The 13,210-nt window shown below is 50.8% G+C and carries 17 protein-coding genes and 1 tRNA gene; 4 read left to right on the top strand and 14 right to left on the bottom strand.

Annotation, left to right across the window (positions count from 1 at the left end):
- Positions 1–298: 298 nt before the first annotated feature.
- Positions 299–374: transfer RNA gene (locus NZD86_RS06885), tRNA-Ala, on the bottom strand.
- Between the two features lie 212 nt (positions 375–586).
- On the opposite strand from NZD86_RS06885, the gene NZD86_RS06880 reads away from it, so the two are divergent.
- Positions 587–1,099: a hypothetical protein gene (locus tag NZD86_RS06880; RefSeq protein WP_268045767.1), complete on the top strand. Its 513-nt coding sequence runs from the start codon at positions 587–589 to the stop codon at positions 1,097–1,099.
- A 91-nt stretch (positions 1,100–1,190) separates the two neighbouring features.
- Here the strand turns inward: NZD86_RS06880 and speD are convergent, their stop codons facing one another.
- From speD to NZD86_RS06860, 4 genes are all read right to left on the bottom strand, one after another.
- Positions 1,191–1,574, bottom strand: a complete 384-nt coding sequence (gene speD, locus NZD86_RS06875; RefSeq protein ID WP_268045766.1) for an adenosylmethionine decarboxylase — start codon at positions 1,572–1,574, stop codon at positions 1,191–1,193.
- Between the two features lie 214 nt (positions 1,575–1,788).
- Positions 1,789–2,466 (bottom strand): rhomboid family intramembrane serine protease, encoded by a 678-nt coding sequence (locus tag NZD86_RS06870; protein ID WP_268045765.1) that lies wholly within the window; start codon positions 2,464–2,466, stop codon positions 1,789–1,791.
- Complete coding sequence (locus tag NZD86_RS06865) at positions 2,467–3,609, bottom strand: glycosyltransferase (protein ID WP_268045764.1); 1,143 nt, start codon at positions 3,607–3,609, stop codon at positions 2,467–2,469. It abuts the gene before it with no gap.
- Positions 3,610–3,632: 23 nt separating this feature from the next.
- Positions 3,633–3,938: a hypothetical protein gene (locus NZD86_RS06860; protein WP_268045763.1), complete on the bottom strand. Its 306-nt coding sequence runs from the start codon at positions 3,936–3,938 to the stop codon at positions 3,633–3,635.
- 206 nt (positions 3,939–4,144) lie between these two features.
- On the opposite strand from NZD86_RS06860, the gene NZD86_RS06855 reads away from it, so the two are divergent.
- Positions 4,145–4,999: a zinc metalloprotease HtpX gene (locus NZD86_RS06855; RefSeq protein WP_268045762.1), complete on the top strand. Its 855-nt coding sequence runs from the start codon at positions 4,145–4,147 to the stop codon at positions 4,997–4,999.
- Between the two features lie 35 nt (positions 5,000–5,034).
- On the opposite strand, the gene NZD86_RS06850 is transcribed toward NZD86_RS06855, so the two are convergent.
- The 4 genes from NZD86_RS06850 to NZD86_RS06835 all read right to left on the bottom strand — a co-directional run bounded on the left by NZD86_RS06850 (position 5,035) and on the right by NZD86_RS06835 (position 8,271).
- Positions 5,035–6,243, bottom strand: coding sequence for an ABC transporter permease (locus NZD86_RS06850; RefSeq protein ID WP_268045761.1), 1,209 nt, complete (start codon positions 6,241–6,243; stop codon positions 5,035–5,037).
- The gene (locus NZD86_RS06845; protein WP_268045760.1) at positions 6,240–6,914 is read right to left on the bottom strand and encodes an ABC transporter ATP-binding protein; all 675 of its coding nucleotides are present in this window, start codon (positions 6,912–6,914) and stop codon (positions 6,240–6,242) included. Before NZD86_RS06845 ends, NZD86_RS06850 begins: the two co-directional genes overlap by 4 nt.
- Positions 6,911–7,981, bottom strand: a complete 1,071-nt coding sequence (locus NZD86_RS06840) for an efflux RND transporter periplasmic adaptor subunit (RefSeq protein WP_268045758.1) — start codon at positions 7,979–7,981, stop codon at positions 6,911–6,913. The genes NZD86_RS06845 and NZD86_RS06840 overlap by 4 nt, the downstream gene beginning before the upstream one ends.
- Before the next feature lie 65 nt (positions 7,982–8,046).
- On the bottom strand, positions 8,047–8,271 hold the full coding sequence (locus NZD86_RS06835) for a hypothetical protein (RefSeq protein WP_268045757.1): 225 nt from the start codon (positions 8,269–8,271) through the stop codon (positions 8,047–8,049).
- A gap of 130 nt (positions 8,272–8,401) precedes the next feature.
- Between NZD86_RS06835 and NZD86_RS06830 the strand changes: the two genes are divergently transcribed.
- Positions 8,402–8,770: a hypothetical protein gene (locus NZD86_RS06830; RefSeq protein WP_268045756.1), complete on the top strand. Its 369-nt coding sequence runs from the start codon at positions 8,402–8,404 to the stop codon at positions 8,768–8,770.
- A 63-nt stretch (positions 8,771–8,833) separates the two neighbouring features.
- Positions 8,834–9,271 (top strand): CBS domain-containing protein, encoded by a 438-nt coding sequence (locus NZD86_RS06825; protein ID WP_268045755.1) that lies wholly within the window; start codon positions 8,834–8,836, stop codon positions 9,269–9,271.
- Positions 9,272–9,324: 53 nt separating this feature from the next.
- Here NZD86_RS06825 and NZD86_RS06820 read toward each other — a convergent pair whose 3' ends face one another.
- The 5 genes from NZD86_RS06820 to NZD86_RS06800 all read right to left on the bottom strand — a co-directional run bounded on the left by NZD86_RS06820 (position 9,325) and on the right by NZD86_RS06800 (position 13,162).
- Entirely contained in the window at positions 9,325–9,504 is a 180-nt protein-coding gene (locus tag NZD86_RS06820) for a hypothetical protein (RefSeq protein WP_268045754.1), read from the bottom strand.
- A 148-nt stretch (positions 9,505–9,652) separates the two neighbouring features.
- The gene (locus tag NZD86_RS06815; RefSeq protein ID WP_268045753.1) at positions 9,653–9,868 is read right to left on the bottom strand and encodes an alpha/beta-type small acid-soluble spore protein; all 216 of its coding nucleotides are present in this window, start codon (positions 9,866–9,868) and stop codon (positions 9,653–9,655) included.
- 78 nt (positions 9,869–9,946) lie between these two features.
- Complete coding sequence (locus tag NZD86_RS06810) at positions 9,947–11,080, bottom strand: citrate synthase (protein ID WP_268045752.1); 1,134 nt, start codon at positions 11,078–11,080, stop codon at positions 9,947–9,949.
- 171 nt (positions 11,081–11,251) lie between these two features.
- Complete coding sequence (locus NZD86_RS06805) at positions 11,252–11,794, bottom strand: manganese efflux pump MntP (RefSeq protein ID WP_268045751.1); 543 nt, start codon at positions 11,792–11,794, stop codon at positions 11,252–11,254.
- 9 nt (positions 11,795–11,803) lie between these two features.
- Positions 11,804–13,162, bottom strand: a complete 1,359-nt coding sequence (locus tag NZD86_RS06800; protein WP_268045750.1) for a folylpolyglutamate synthase/dihydrofolate synthase family protein — start codon at positions 13,160–13,162, stop codon at positions 11,804–11,806.
- Positions 13,163–13,210: the final 48 nt, after the last annotated feature.

Raw genomic sequence — 13,210 nt, 5'->3', positions numbered from 1 at the left:
CGTGGCGGTTCAAAAATCCGATCCCAGCATGACCCCGGATAAACCGAAGGCCGTGATCGCTTGAGTTCGTCTTAATTAACAAAAAATGTGTCCACGAACAATATTGGTATTATTCAGGATCGTAATAGGTTACATTCATCTTCTTGAAGTCTCTCAAATTCCGGGTCAAAAACCCATCCGGCCTGTCATTATATCACAATCACGCTCCGTTTCGACCAGCATGGAATTATGCTCTCCAAATACTAATGGCAAAAGAGCCCCCGAACACCTCTCCGGTGTTCGACGGCTCTCTCGAACTTGGTGGAGAATATGGGACTCGAACCCACGACCTTTGCACTGCCAGTGCAACGCTCTCCCAGCTGAGCTAATTCCCCATGTAAAAGCAACCCCAAAACAATTGTTCGTCAGGGTAGTAAAACCAACCAAGTTGCTCTCCCCTTGAGCTACGGCCCCACTGTGAAAGAACGTATTTGATTTTACAACACTTGCTCCATAACCGCAACTACGCATAAGCGCCCAAATTCTTCTACATAATGTTGGATTATTTGGGTAGCCTACACACGAAGCCACCGTGAGGAGGATGTATATGAAGACTTGGCTCGTGGGCCTTTCCCTTATCGGGTGCGTAACGTGTACGACAGGGACCGTTCTTGCTGATGACGGACAAGTCCAACACTCTGCCAGTCCAGTCCACACAAACTTACACCCTGTTACAGCCGATGTTCAAAATACGGACGGACACAGTATCCATCAATGGGATGTCAAATCGAGTGTACAAGTGTCACGTGAAACGTTGCGAGATGCATACAACGCAAGTCATCAAGCGTACACCAAGAAGCTTGAGAAGTATGCAAAGTGCTCTGAAAAAGACGCCAAAAAAGCGATCATATCCGAGCACCCAGGAATGACCATCGAAGAATTCCAACTACGAAACATCCGGACCAGCCTGGTCTATATGGCCATCGCTCGGGATGACGAGGACAAGTACCTGGTCATTGTGGATGCCGGCAACGGTCACATTCTGCTCGACAAGCGTGTTCCAACGCACAATGAACGTGTTTTTGCCAATCACGATCCCGGGTCAAGCAGCGAAGAATAGGATTCGCGTCCGCAGTACCATTAAGTCCATACAAAAAGGGCAGCAGCCAAGAGGACTGTTGCCCTTTTTCCAATCGCAGTGTAAGCTGATGTTAAAATGCGCGCACCTTAACATCGTTGACTTGAATTGGACCGACACCGCGTGGCACTTCTATCGATTCAAGGCGCTGTGCACCTAGTTGTTTCGTGATATAATCGCATGCCACATTCGGATCAATTCTATCCCCGCACGTGTATACGTCAATACTTGCATACCCATGCTCAGGAAAACTGTGGATGGTCAAATGGGATTCGGAAATGATAACCACTCCGCTGACACCCTGAGGTGCAAACTTGTGGAATGCCACTTCGCGAACTTCAGCACCTGCTTCAAGTGCTGCATTTACCATGGTGCGTTCAATTCCTTGAACATCGTTTAATTTCTCTACATTACAACCCCAAAGTTCAGCAATGACGTGACGACCCATCGTATCCACAACAAAATCCCCCTTTATACCAATTCGGCCATGCCGCTGATACGACATGTGGAATCGTCCCTACACCACGGGGGAAAGTTAGTCCATCGAGGTCCTAACCCTTTAAGTGTAAAGCCGAATCCCGTACTTCCAAGTTCACCAAGTAAACATTACGAAGAGTAGTATAAGACGTGAGCCGACAATTTGCAACAAGGAATTGTGTGCCACTTAGCGCCTACGGGATTCGCGTAAATAGTGTGAGAACGAGGGAAAATCCAGCTAAAACACCTACTGTCCATGCCCAAATACGCCAAAATTTGGGCCGTTTCACAGCACGTACATACAGTAGTGTGAGCAGAACCCCGGCAATCATTCCTCCAAGATGCGCAAGCCAATCAATTTCCGAGTGCGTGATATCCAAGACAACGTTGATGGCGAGAAGTATGAATAGTTGGTTTCGTACCACCACAGGTAATATTTTTAGCATGGCGAGCGTTAACATAGCGCCAAACAGTCCAAAAATGGCACCAGACGCTCCTGCACTGATTACGTTCCCAGGGGTGAAAACGAGACTGACCGCATTACCAAGGATACCACTGACAAGATAGATGACTAAGAAGACATTGGTACCTACTAGATTCTCAACCAGGACAAGTGACCACAGGGAGATCATATTGACGAAGAGGTGTACAAATGTAACATGCACAAACAGGGAGGATAACAGACGAAACCACTGGCCATGGGAAACGAGGAGTCCCGCAAGTGCCCCAGATCTGACCAGTCCTTGCGTGGAATGACCAAAAATGGTTTCAACAATAACAAACCAGAACACAGACAGGGCCATGAGAACGAAACTCGCTGGCCACCTGCCTGGAAACTGACGCCGGCCTAGCAACGTACGGAAACCGTGCATTCAACCATTCCTTATCCTAGGATCGTTGTAGTGGCGAGATCGGAGAATGTCCTCCTCCAAAACAGTATAGCCACGTTCGTACGCTGCCAGCATCTTTTCCGGCATAAACTTAGGCAGAACATTGCTCTGGAATGTCTGAACGAACTGACGACGATCATTTTCGCCTTGCAACAACTGATCGATTGCACGAGCTGTCGAATCGACATCACCGACAGGCACGAGCTCTCCAGCTCGGCCGCCCTGTAACAAATCCCGTAAACTCGGAATATCCGATGCAATATTTGCAGCACCATATGCGCCAGCTTCGAGAACACAGAACGGTGTTCCTTCGCTCTTGGATGGCAAGATGTGTATATCGATAGCGTTATAAAACTCGTACATGTCCGTCAAGAAACCTAAAAAGTGAACTTTGTCAACCAGCCCAAGTTCTTGCGTCAAAGCCTCTAGAGAAGACCTCAATTCACCGTCGCCCGCGATGAGAAGATGTGTATCTTGCGTTTGCAGGCGAGATGCAGCCCGGATTAAGATATCAATGTTCTTGACTGGGTGAAACCGCGCTGCAATCCCTATCAGACGAGTCTTTGAAGCCAATCCGAGTCGCTCCCGCCACAGTGACGCAAACTTTTCCCGCGGCTCGTTCCTTGGACGGACGTCAAGTGCATTCGGCACATCCAGTACTGTTTTCGTGGGTAAGGCCTGTTCAAGCGACGGTTCTACGATAAACAAACCGATAGCCTGTCGTAAACTCCACAGATGCAACCTCGGATAAACCCACGATTTCACCCGACTGCCTAAGAAATCATAGGATGGATGGCTATGTATTGTTGAGGTCCACGGCACGTGTGCTTGGTTCGCTACGAAAGCAGCCAAGATGTTTAAACGAGGACCGTGCGAATGCAAGAGAACCCGCTCTCCCCGGATCATGTTTGAAAGCTCTCTTAGAGCGCCCACGGTCCCCGACGAAATAACTCGGAGTGGAATACCTGTTTCCGCGACAGATGAAGCAAGTGGTCCATTGCCGAGACTGACAAAGAGAAACCTGTCCCGTTTGCCATACTTGACAATGGTTCTAGCAAGCGTCGTGATGTGGGCCGCTGCGCCCCCCCGCTCGTTGCCTGCAAAGAACATCAAAACTTTGCGCATGATTCTCCCCCGACTGATCACCGTTACGAGGGACGATGTCCCTGCTTCGTGTGCGTCTCAATGTATGCTTCCATATCTTCATCATCAAACCGAAGCGCATCGCGGTATAGAAAAAGAAAGTCAATTGATGTGCTCAATTTTTCCGCAGTGAAGGCCAACATATGATTGCGACGAATAGTGGGTTCAGGCCAAACATCCTCAAACCGTGTGTTCATCCGCCTGTACTGGTGTTTGCTCATGCACGGAATTAAGTGAACAAATGCCTCAGGAGGCAACTCCAAAATATCATAGTTCCTGCCATCATATTCAATATTGACTCCTAACCGCATAAATCCCATCCTTCAATTCGTATACCCACGATACGATAGTTTTAGTATATCGAATGGGAAAAGTGCACACAAATCCTCATAAATCGGTCAAACTTGTGCGGCAAAACAGGTCTTTAATCGAGTGCAAAGTTGCTTAGAATAAAAGTACCGGGATGTTTTTCTGTCGTTACCCGGACTAAACCTGTCGCAGAGAGGATAGATGTGTTTTGAACACGGTCAAAACGTGGACGTTGATGGCCGTCCTGACGGTCATCCTGGTGCTCATTGGACGCTTTGTCGGTGGTCCCAGGGGAATGCTCATTTTCCTCCTCATTTCCGTGGCAATGAATGCATTTGCCTACTGGACAAGCGGCACCATGGCTATCCGCATGACGGGATCATATCCCGTGACCGAGTCTGAAGCACCGGAGTTATATCAAGTCGTTCGGCGACTCGCGCGACGTGCGAACGTACCTATGCCCGAAATCTATATCACTCCCTCGGACCAGCCGAATGCATTTGCAACCGGTCGCAATCCGCAACATGCAAAAGTAGCCGTGACCGAAGGCATCTTACGGCTCATGCCAACCCGCGAGCTAGAAGGAGTCCTGGCACACGAAATGGCCCACGTCCGCAATCGAGACATCCTAATCAGCAGCATGGCTGCGGTCATGGCGGGTGCCATCACCAGCGTTGCCAATCTGTTGCAGTGGACAATGTGGTTTGGCGGGGACGAGCGAGAGGATAACGGGAGTGTGGCGGCCGAGATCGCAATCATGATTCTTGGTCCAATCGCCGCGACGCTCATTCAATTGGCCATTTCACGATCCCGCGAATATCGCGCTGACGCCATCGGCGCCAAGCTCGTGGGAGACAGCGCGCCACTCGCCGACGCCCTAGAGCGCCTGGAATCGTATAAAGATAGACAATTCGGCAATGTTCAAATGAATCCGGCTGCTGCGCACCTGTTCATCATGAATCCTCTTCGCGGGGAATCGCTCTTACAGCTGTTCAGCACACACCCCCCAATGGCCGAACGCATTCGCCGTCTGCGCAATATGCACGTGCACCGTATCCACTAACGGCTGAGCTACTCTATCCACAATATAGGCCAACATCACTCGAACCGCAGCGCGTCGATCGGATTCAGACGCGCTGCTTTATTTGCGGGGTAAAGTCCACAGACGATTCCGATCACGGCCGAAAACAGAAAACTAAACACCACGACCGGCCAGGATACGAACGTCGGAAAGTGTGTGACTAAACTGACAGCGATCCCGACACCCACACCCAGTAAAATCCCCACCACTCCACCGATCACTGTGATCATCATGGATTCGATGAGAAACTGAACAAGAATTGCAGTTCGAGTCGCACCAAGAGACATCCTGATCCCGATTTCCTGCGTCCGCTCCGTTACGGAAACCAACATAATATTCATGACTCCAACCCCGCCCACCAATAGGGCGATACCCGCGATGGAACCGATAACAAGCGTAAGAATAGATGTCACCTGGCCGATTGTGTGTTCAATCCCTGCAAGAAAACCGGCCGTATCTTCGAATGCGTTGGCATTGTGCGCGTTCACGTTCAAAGCCGTGATAATTCGTCGAGACAACTGCGCCTTATCTGTCCTTGGGGCCACTTGAACGTCCATCTCACTAATGCTCCAGTTTGGGAATAGATCCTTGCAGGATGTGGCAGGCATATAGACATAATCAGAGCCGTAGAAAAGTGAAAACAGATTCGCTTGATCAGGCTGTGTGATGCCGATTACCTGAAACGGCAAACCAGCCATGCGGACGACGGAACCGACCGGGTTGCCACTGACAAATAATTTGTTTGCAAGAGACTGACTCAACAAAACAACGGGTCGATGGGCCACGACATCAGCCTGGTTAAACATATGTCCGCTGGTCACTTGAAATCTTGCAATATCGTTTAAATAGCTTGGTCCCGCTTCAACAGATGCGTTAAACGTGTGTGTCCCAGCGATGACGTTCGTTTGTCCAAACAGCGTGTAGTCGACGCTCTGAACACCGGAGAACTGTTGAACAATGTCAAAGTCGGCCTGTCCGATTGCAAGGACCTGTCCAGGTTGGGGCAGCCCCGGCTCGACCAGCTCTTTCGGCAGGACTTGAATGGTGTTCTGCAACTGTTGGTTGGAGATGGCGCCTATAATCGCCCGCTTGCCACCGTTGCCCACTGCAACAATGGAAATAATGGAGGCCACGCCAATGAGGATGCCCAACATAGTTAAAACGGATCGCAATTTATTCGCCATCAACGAGGACACAGCTGCCACAAACATCTCAAACAAGTTCATCCGGCATCCTCCTCCTGAATCACGCCGTCAACTAATCGAATCGTCCGCTGGGCCGCAGCTGCTACGTTGGGATCGTGCGTGATGATGACAATCGTCATGCCGGAAGCGTGAAGCGCTTGAAACATGGACATGATTTCCTGCCCAGTTCTCTGGTCTAACGCACCAGTTGGCTCATCGGCCAGTAGGAGTCGAGGATGGTTCGCGAGTGCTCGAGCAATGGCGACACGTTGCTTTTGACCGCCAGACAGGGCATTTGGCAAGTATCGCGCACGAGCCCCCAAACCAACTTGTTCTAAGAGTTCCAGAGCGCGGTGCCGTCGTTCTGTGCGCTTGACCCCGGCGTACGTCATGGGCAATTCGACATTGCGCACCGCCGACATTCTGGGCAAAAGATGAAAGTTTTGAAAGACAAATCCGATGGATCGATTGCGAACTTCGGCCAAGTCACGCTTCGTCAAATGAGCGACTTCCTGTCCGTCAAGTTGATACGATCCGCTTGTCGGTGTATCCAAACAGCCAAGAATGTGCATTAACGTTGACTTACCACTTCCCGACGGCCCCATAACTGATACAAACTCACCTTGGCGGATGGTCATATCCACGTCTTTGAGCACCGTCAGTTCTTGGTCGCCAACCGTATACGATTTCGTGACACATCGGAGCGTGATCAACCCGTGCTCACCGCCTCACCATCGATCAAGTTTCCGGGTGGATTATCCACTACGATTTCTCCAGTTCGCAGACCGGACGTCACTTCTACGGACGTATCGTTGGTGATCCCCAGTTGGACTGAGACGAGGTGAACATGCCCTTGCTTGACGACGTATACAGCGTAGTTCGTGCCTTGCTGTACCAAGGCACCGTACGGCACGGTCGGGACGGCTTTGTGCGTTGCACTTGAGACTTTACAGTCCATTTGATATCCAAAAGGTACCGAAAAATTACCGCTCGGTGTCACATCGACTTCCACTTGACCTGTTCCTGCTTGTGTAATTTGGGCGTACGGGGCCACCAAACTGACCTTGCCATGGAAAGTTTCATTCGGAAATGCCTCACTTGTCATCGAGACTTTCATGCCCTCTTGAACATGTGTGGCATCCACTTCGGACAATTCAAGGATAACTTTCTTTCCACTTCCAACGACTTCTATAACGGGGGTCTGAGTCCCGGTCGCATCGATTCCGTCCGCTGACGCGATTAGCACGGTTCCAGTCATCGTGGCGCGAATTTTCGTGGCGGAAAGCTGCGCTTGTGCTGTCGCGACCTGCTGCTTTGCGCTGGCTACCGCCGATTGCGCGGATGTCACCTGGGGCAACCACACTTCCCGCAACAGACTCGGAGCTTGGTCGTAACCCTGCAGGGCCCGTGCATACGCACTGTTTGCTTCTGATAAGGCACTCTGGGCCGCTTGGAGAGCAGATTGCTGTGCGGTGTCATCTAACTCGGCGAGGACTTGTCCGGTTTTGACGTGATCGCCCACACTTACATTCAACTTCTTCACCGGTGAAGGCAAACTAGTTGCATAAACCAGTTGTCGATCCGTCGGCTTGACAGGACCCGACGAAAAAATAACGCGTTGCATCGTTTTCAATTGAACGGTAGTGGTTTGAACGCGAGGAACGCGATTGCGATTCTCCAGAATGACAAACAAGCCGGCCGCAATGGCGAGTAGAATGATGACTGAAATCAGTAAAATCAGTCCAACGCGCTTCCGTCTAGATGCTCGTTCTCGTTGCACATTGAGCCCCCCCGCCTGTCATACTCTGTTTAAATCAAACATACCACAAGGTGGGGGCAGTTCCATCATTCCGTATAAAATGGTTGCCGCGCGTATTCGGCGAACTCCGACTGCCTTGGAGGCCCCTGTTCCTCCAGGGCTACAGCAACGCGTGGGTTAATGCGGCTGGCCCGTGCGTACCGACTGCCATATGATGTTTTCGTTTCAAGCTGATTTAATGTTTGTTGCATGTCGCTCAGTATTTGTTGCATCTGCTGTATTTGTTGATTAAGTCTGCCGATCTCGTTCACGATAGAACACTCCTCTTCACGTCCCTATTTTTTACATATTATGTAGTCCTCCATACCAGTTGACCTCGGAATACGGCGGACAACCTTACCATACACATAGAGTGAAGCTATCCGTGAGGGAGTCGGACCAATGAATAGCAAAACCGCTTGTAGACTGATTGGTTGGATATTTCTATTTCTTGGCGGGGCGGGCGCAACCGTTGGAAATGTAGGAACGTATCTGCAGTTTAATCATACTGAGTCGTATTTAAATCTGGCCTTCGGGTTCATCAGTGTTTTTGCGGCGCGTAAACGGCTCCGCGTGTCTGCGGTCACCGCGTTCGGCACTGGTTGCGTTTATCTTGCGTGGGGGACATTGGGCATGTTCATTCAACACCCGGTACTGGGTAGCGTTGAGCCGCTCGATTCGGTTATTCACGAACTGGCCGCAATTTGGGCCATTGGAACCGCAACGCAAGACGTCTTGCTGTGGCGCAAGCAAATATCTTCCTCGTCATAAACGACTTCTGTGCGGACATACTACACCTGTACTCGAGTACACGATATTGGAGGGGTATGCCGTATGAAACTGGAACAAGTCATGACGACCAACGTTCAATGCTGTTGTGGTACCGATTCCATCCAGAAGGCCGCCCAAGCGATGAAAAACTACAACTGTGGTTTGATCCCAGTGTGCGAAAACAAAAAAGTCATCGGTACTATCACGGATCGTGACATCGTGCTCAAAGCCGTCGCACAAGGTAAGTCGGACGCACGTGTGGAGCACTGCATGTCCAACACGGTCGTCACAGCAACGCCAGACACGGACGTTCACGAAGCTGCAGACATTATGGCGAAACATCAGATTCGTCGTCTGCCAGTCGTCAACTCGTCGGGCGAGTTATGCGGCATTGTTGCCATCGGCGACTTGGCCACCGTAGATATCCATGTAAACGAGGCTGGAGACGCACTCAGCAAAATCTCGGTTCGTACGGACGAGCAGTCGAACGTTATCCATTAACCAGTTGGCCTGATCTTTTTAAATGGGCGATCCCGTCGCTGGGATCGCCCTGTTTACACTTCGTTCTTGCTCGGATGTACTGCTTTTTCCTCATCCCTTGAAATGAGCAATTCCAAGTGTGCTTCTAAAGTGTTGGACACGATTCGGACCAAACGATGCACAAAAATTAGGCCATAAACTGTTATACCCTGACCGGCCGCCAGGAATATGGGCCACATCCATGAATGTGTCATTTGTGACACCCCCTAGGCGTGAAACTGCACGGACTGGAAACAGGAGGGGACATGAAGGTGGCACATGATGAAGCGAACAAGCCCGCGGCGAACAAAAAAACACCCGTGGCAGAATGTGTATCATGCCACGGGTGTTTTAATCGAAAGCTTACGCTTCCGGTGTGTTTTGAGCCAAATTTTCCTGTGCAAACGCTACGAGTTTGCGGGTGATGCTTCCACCAATGGAGCCGTTCTCGAAGGATGTTACGAAGCCCCAATACCCGTCTGGTGGCGATGTGATCCCCAATTCATTCGCAACCTCGTACTTCATCTCCTGAAGTGCGCGTCCTGCCTCTTGAAGAAGTTGTCTGTTGTTGTTTGACATTTCAATCCCCCCCATGGATTTAAGTTGCCCATGGGTGGATGCTATAGCCTAGAACATTCTGCTACGGTTAAGGACGTTTTAGCGTTCGTTTAGTGGAACGTATTTTTGATCAACCTTCCCCACGTACTCGGCACGTGGACGGATCAAACGGTTGTTGCGGTACTGTTCAAGAACGTGTGCTGTCCAACCCGATATACGGCTACATGCAAAAATCGGTGTGAATAAGTGGGTTGGGATTCCCATTGCGTAATAGGTCGAAGCGGAATAAAAATCGACGTTCGGATTCAAGCCCTTCGTATCCTTCACATAAGCCTCGATGATCTGGGACATTTCGTACCACTTCGTCTCCCCAGCAAGTTCTCCGGCTTCCTTGCTCAAACGGCGCAGGTGCGTTGCACGGGGGTCTTCTGTACGATAAACCCGGTGACCAAAGCCCATGATCTTGCGCTTGTTCTCCAAGGCTTCTTTGATCCAAGTCTGCGCTTTATCCTTATCTTGGATTTCAAGCAACATGTTCATCACTTGTTCGTTCGCGCCACCGTGTAGCGGTCCCTTAAGCGTACCGATTGCAGACGTGATGGATGAGTACATGTCAGACAGAGTACCTGCCGTCACGCGAGCCGAGAACGTCGAAGCATTGAGCTCATGGTCTGCGTGCAAGATGAGCGCAATGTTAAACGCGCGTTCCTCAAATTCGGTTGGTTTTTTACCACGCAACTGGTAGAAGAAACTTGCTGCCGCGCTGAGCGATGCATCGGGCTCAACTGGTTCGAGGCCTTGGCGGATGCGTTCAAAGGAGGTGACGATGGTAGGAATTTGTGCAACGAGGCGTGTTGCTTTGCGAACATTGGCTTCGATTGATTCATCCCCATTGTCTGGATCGTAGAAGCCGAGGTCTGAGACAGCTGTGCGAAGAACTTCCATGGCGTTCGCGTCTTTTGGAACGGTTTTCAGAAAGTCCAATACTTGTTTCGGAAGTGCACGCTGTGTTGCGATTTCCTTCGTGAACTTTTCGAGTTGTGCTTTTGAAGGAAGTTCTCCGTGCCAAAGAAGGTAAATTACTTCTTCAAAGCTTGCACCGCCATTCACCAAATCGTGAATGTCGTACCCTTGATAAATGAGACGACCTTCTTTACCGTCTACAAAACAGATTTCAGATGTGTTGGCAATGACGTCTTCCAACCCGGCTTTAAACGTCGTTTCCGCTGCCATAGTAGAACCCTCCTCATCCCTATTGCCGTATGTGAAGAACGGATTGTATGGGACCATACTTAACCGTTTACTTCACAAATCTCCTTCGACATTATACTACAAGTTCCAATCTCCATAAAAACGTGTCCATCCTGCTGATTTGTATTCGCAACATTTCGTTCAAACCATGCTTCATGCGAAGGCCATAACCCCAGCGACAACGAGTAACACGACACCCGACAACTTGTCCGCAGAAATGGACAACCGTTTGCCTAAAAAACGACCGATCTCGAGGCCAATGAGAGTCATCATAAGGCTGACGACACCAAAAATGACGGCTGCCAGTGCAATGGGCGCGTTAAACATCCCGATGCCGAATCCAACCGTTAAGTTGTCCAAACTGAGCGCAACAGCCAGAAATAGGATGCTTGCACCCTTTGCTTTCACGGCCTTATCCGTCTCATCATCGCCGCCGTCGCGCTTAACCAAGCTGTAAATCCCCATGATCACGAGCACAGCTATGCCAATCCACCGGGCTTTATTGCCAACGCCGCCAGCAACCGATTCACCGATAGCCATACCGACAATTGGCATAATGGCCTCGAATACGGCGAAAATAAGGGCGGTTCGCAGCTGATGCACACGGGATAATTGCGATGTACCCAAAGCGACGGACGCGAGCGCGTTGTTTGCACCCATTGCCAGCCCGAATAAGATCAATTGCAAAACCAGCATGATCCCCCCTCAATCGATATCCGAACACTGCCAAATCGACTTCGTCTCCACCTCAAATACTCGTAAGACGTCCCCAACGTACGACTGTGTCCCCAAAAACAAATACGTATCATCAGGGTCGGCCCGGAGGCACACATCAGCAATGACTCGCTCAACATTTTTGTCAGCACGTACATCTGCTACGAACCGCTTAGCCAGGTCAGTCAAATTTCGGCTATAGTGCAAATGGCTATTCGTGCTTTCCGTCAGCACCATGCGGCTGCAAAACGGGGCGATGGTTTCCATGACACCTTGGGCGTCCTTGTCGTCGGGAAGAGATAAAATTACCGTCACTCGTCCCGGTTCTGCACGGCCTTCCAACCACCGGGCTACGATTTTTGCATTCACAGCATGAATGGTTCCGTCGACGAGACAAAGTGGACGTCTGCGAATGACTTGCATGCGTCCAGGGAGCACGAGATTCCGCAGGTCAATATCAAGTTCCTGACCCACTCCCCGCAAATCATCAAGCACTTTGGAGGCGGCTATCAAAGCCACGGCAGCATTACCCGCAAGTGGAGATACAGCCGCTGAAATGAGGGCCCGGTGTTTCCGCTTTCCATCCGTCACTTCGACTACCGTCGCACCTGACTGCTGCTTCACTCGAAATGTAAAGTCTCTGCCCAGTTGCCGCCATGAGACGCGCTCCGACGCGTCATTTCGGGTCCAACGTTCACGGACAATTTCAGCCTGTTCGTGACTCACCGCCCATCCAACATCCGTCGTCACGACGGCCAACTTTTCGTCCACAACGTCAGCCCACGTTGGTCCTAGTTTGTCCAAGTGTTCGGCAAAAATTGGCGTGATCACGGCTCCACTGTGCTGAACCTGATTCACATCGTCCCACTTCGCGCCGCGACCCAATTCAAAGATATTGACATCTGTCTGACTGGCCTGAAACCAGAGACTGGCCATCACCGCCAGAATGCCCACAGGGCCTATGTACTGTCCGCTCGGGAGCGGTGCGCGATCCATGACGCTGCGTACTGTCTTAGCCAGTCGAACGAACGACTCGCCATCGATGGCTTGACCGTCAATCCGAAGTCGCTCAAGAAAATCCACCAAGTGCGGACTCGTAAAGAGGCCCACACGAAGCCCTGCAGCCTGCAAGATGCCCGCCATGAGAATGGCATGCGAACCCTTGCCTTTCGATCCCGTCACCGCAACGTTGTACATTTCCCTATCCGGGCTGCCGAGTTCATTCAGCATCCAGCGTGTCCACTCTGGGTGCCTCACATCACGATCAAACCCCTGCCTCGCTGATGCGGGAACACGACCGTAACTTTCATATATCCAATGGATGGTCTCTGTGACCAATTGTTCGATCACTCCCCCACCCCCGTTCCACCTCCCAGTTTAGCACACAAACATGCGCCG

This window comes from Alicyclobacillus dauci (assembly GCF_026651605.1).
Lineage (GTDB): Bacteria > Bacillota > Bacilli > Alicyclobacillales > Alicyclobacillaceae > Alicyclobacillus > Alicyclobacillus dauci.
The sequence above is the reverse complement of the archived record's forward strand: the minus strand, read 5'-3'. Positions and strand labels throughout refer to the sequence as shown.

Excerpts from the sequence above, each read along its gene's own strand:
- NZD86_RS06880 (WP_268045767.1), top strand. The coding sequence starts at position 587 with ATGAAGACTTGGCTCGTGGGCCTTTCCCTTATCGGGTGCGTAACGTGT.
- NZD86_RS06870 (WP_268045765.1), bottom strand. The coding sequence starts at position 2,466 with ATGCACGGTTTCCGTACGTTGCTAGGCCGGCGTCAGTTTCCAGGCAGG.
- NZD86_RS06865 (WP_268045764.1), bottom strand. The coding sequence starts at position 3,609 with ATGCGCAAAGTTTTGATGTTCTTTGCAGGCAACGAGCGGGGGGGCGCA.
- NZD86_RS06860 (WP_268045763.1), bottom strand. The coding sequence starts at position 3,938 with ATGCGGTTAGGAGTCAATATTGAATATGATGGCAGGAACTATGATATT.
- NZD86_RS06850 (WP_268045761.1), bottom strand. The coding sequence starts at position 6,243 with ATGAACTTGTTTGAGATGTTTGTGGCAGCTGTGTCCTCGTTGATGGCG.
- NZD86_RS06830 (WP_268045756.1), top strand. The coding sequence starts at position 8,402 with ATGAATAGCAAAACCGCTTGTAGACTGATTGGTTGGATATTTCTATTT.
- NZD86_RS06825 (WP_268045755.1), top strand. The coding sequence starts at position 8,834 with ATGAAACTGGAACAAGTCATGACGACCAACGTTCAATGCTGTTGTGGT.
- NZD86_RS06820 (WP_268045754.1), bottom strand. The coding sequence starts at position 9,504 with ATGACACATTCATGGATGTGGCCCATATTCCTGGCGGCCGGTCAGGGT.
- NZD86_RS06815 (WP_268045753.1), bottom strand. The coding sequence starts at position 9,868 with ATGTCAAACAACAACAGACAACTTCTTCAAGAGGCAGGACGCGCACTT.
- NZD86_RS06810 (WP_268045752.1), bottom strand. The coding sequence starts at position 11,080 with ATGGCAGCGGAAACGACGTTTAAAGCCGGGTTGGAAGACGTCATTGCC.
- NZD86_RS06805 (WP_268045751.1), bottom strand. The coding sequence starts at position 11,794 with ATGCTGGTTTTGCAATTGATCTTATTCGGGCTGGCAATGGGTGCAAAC.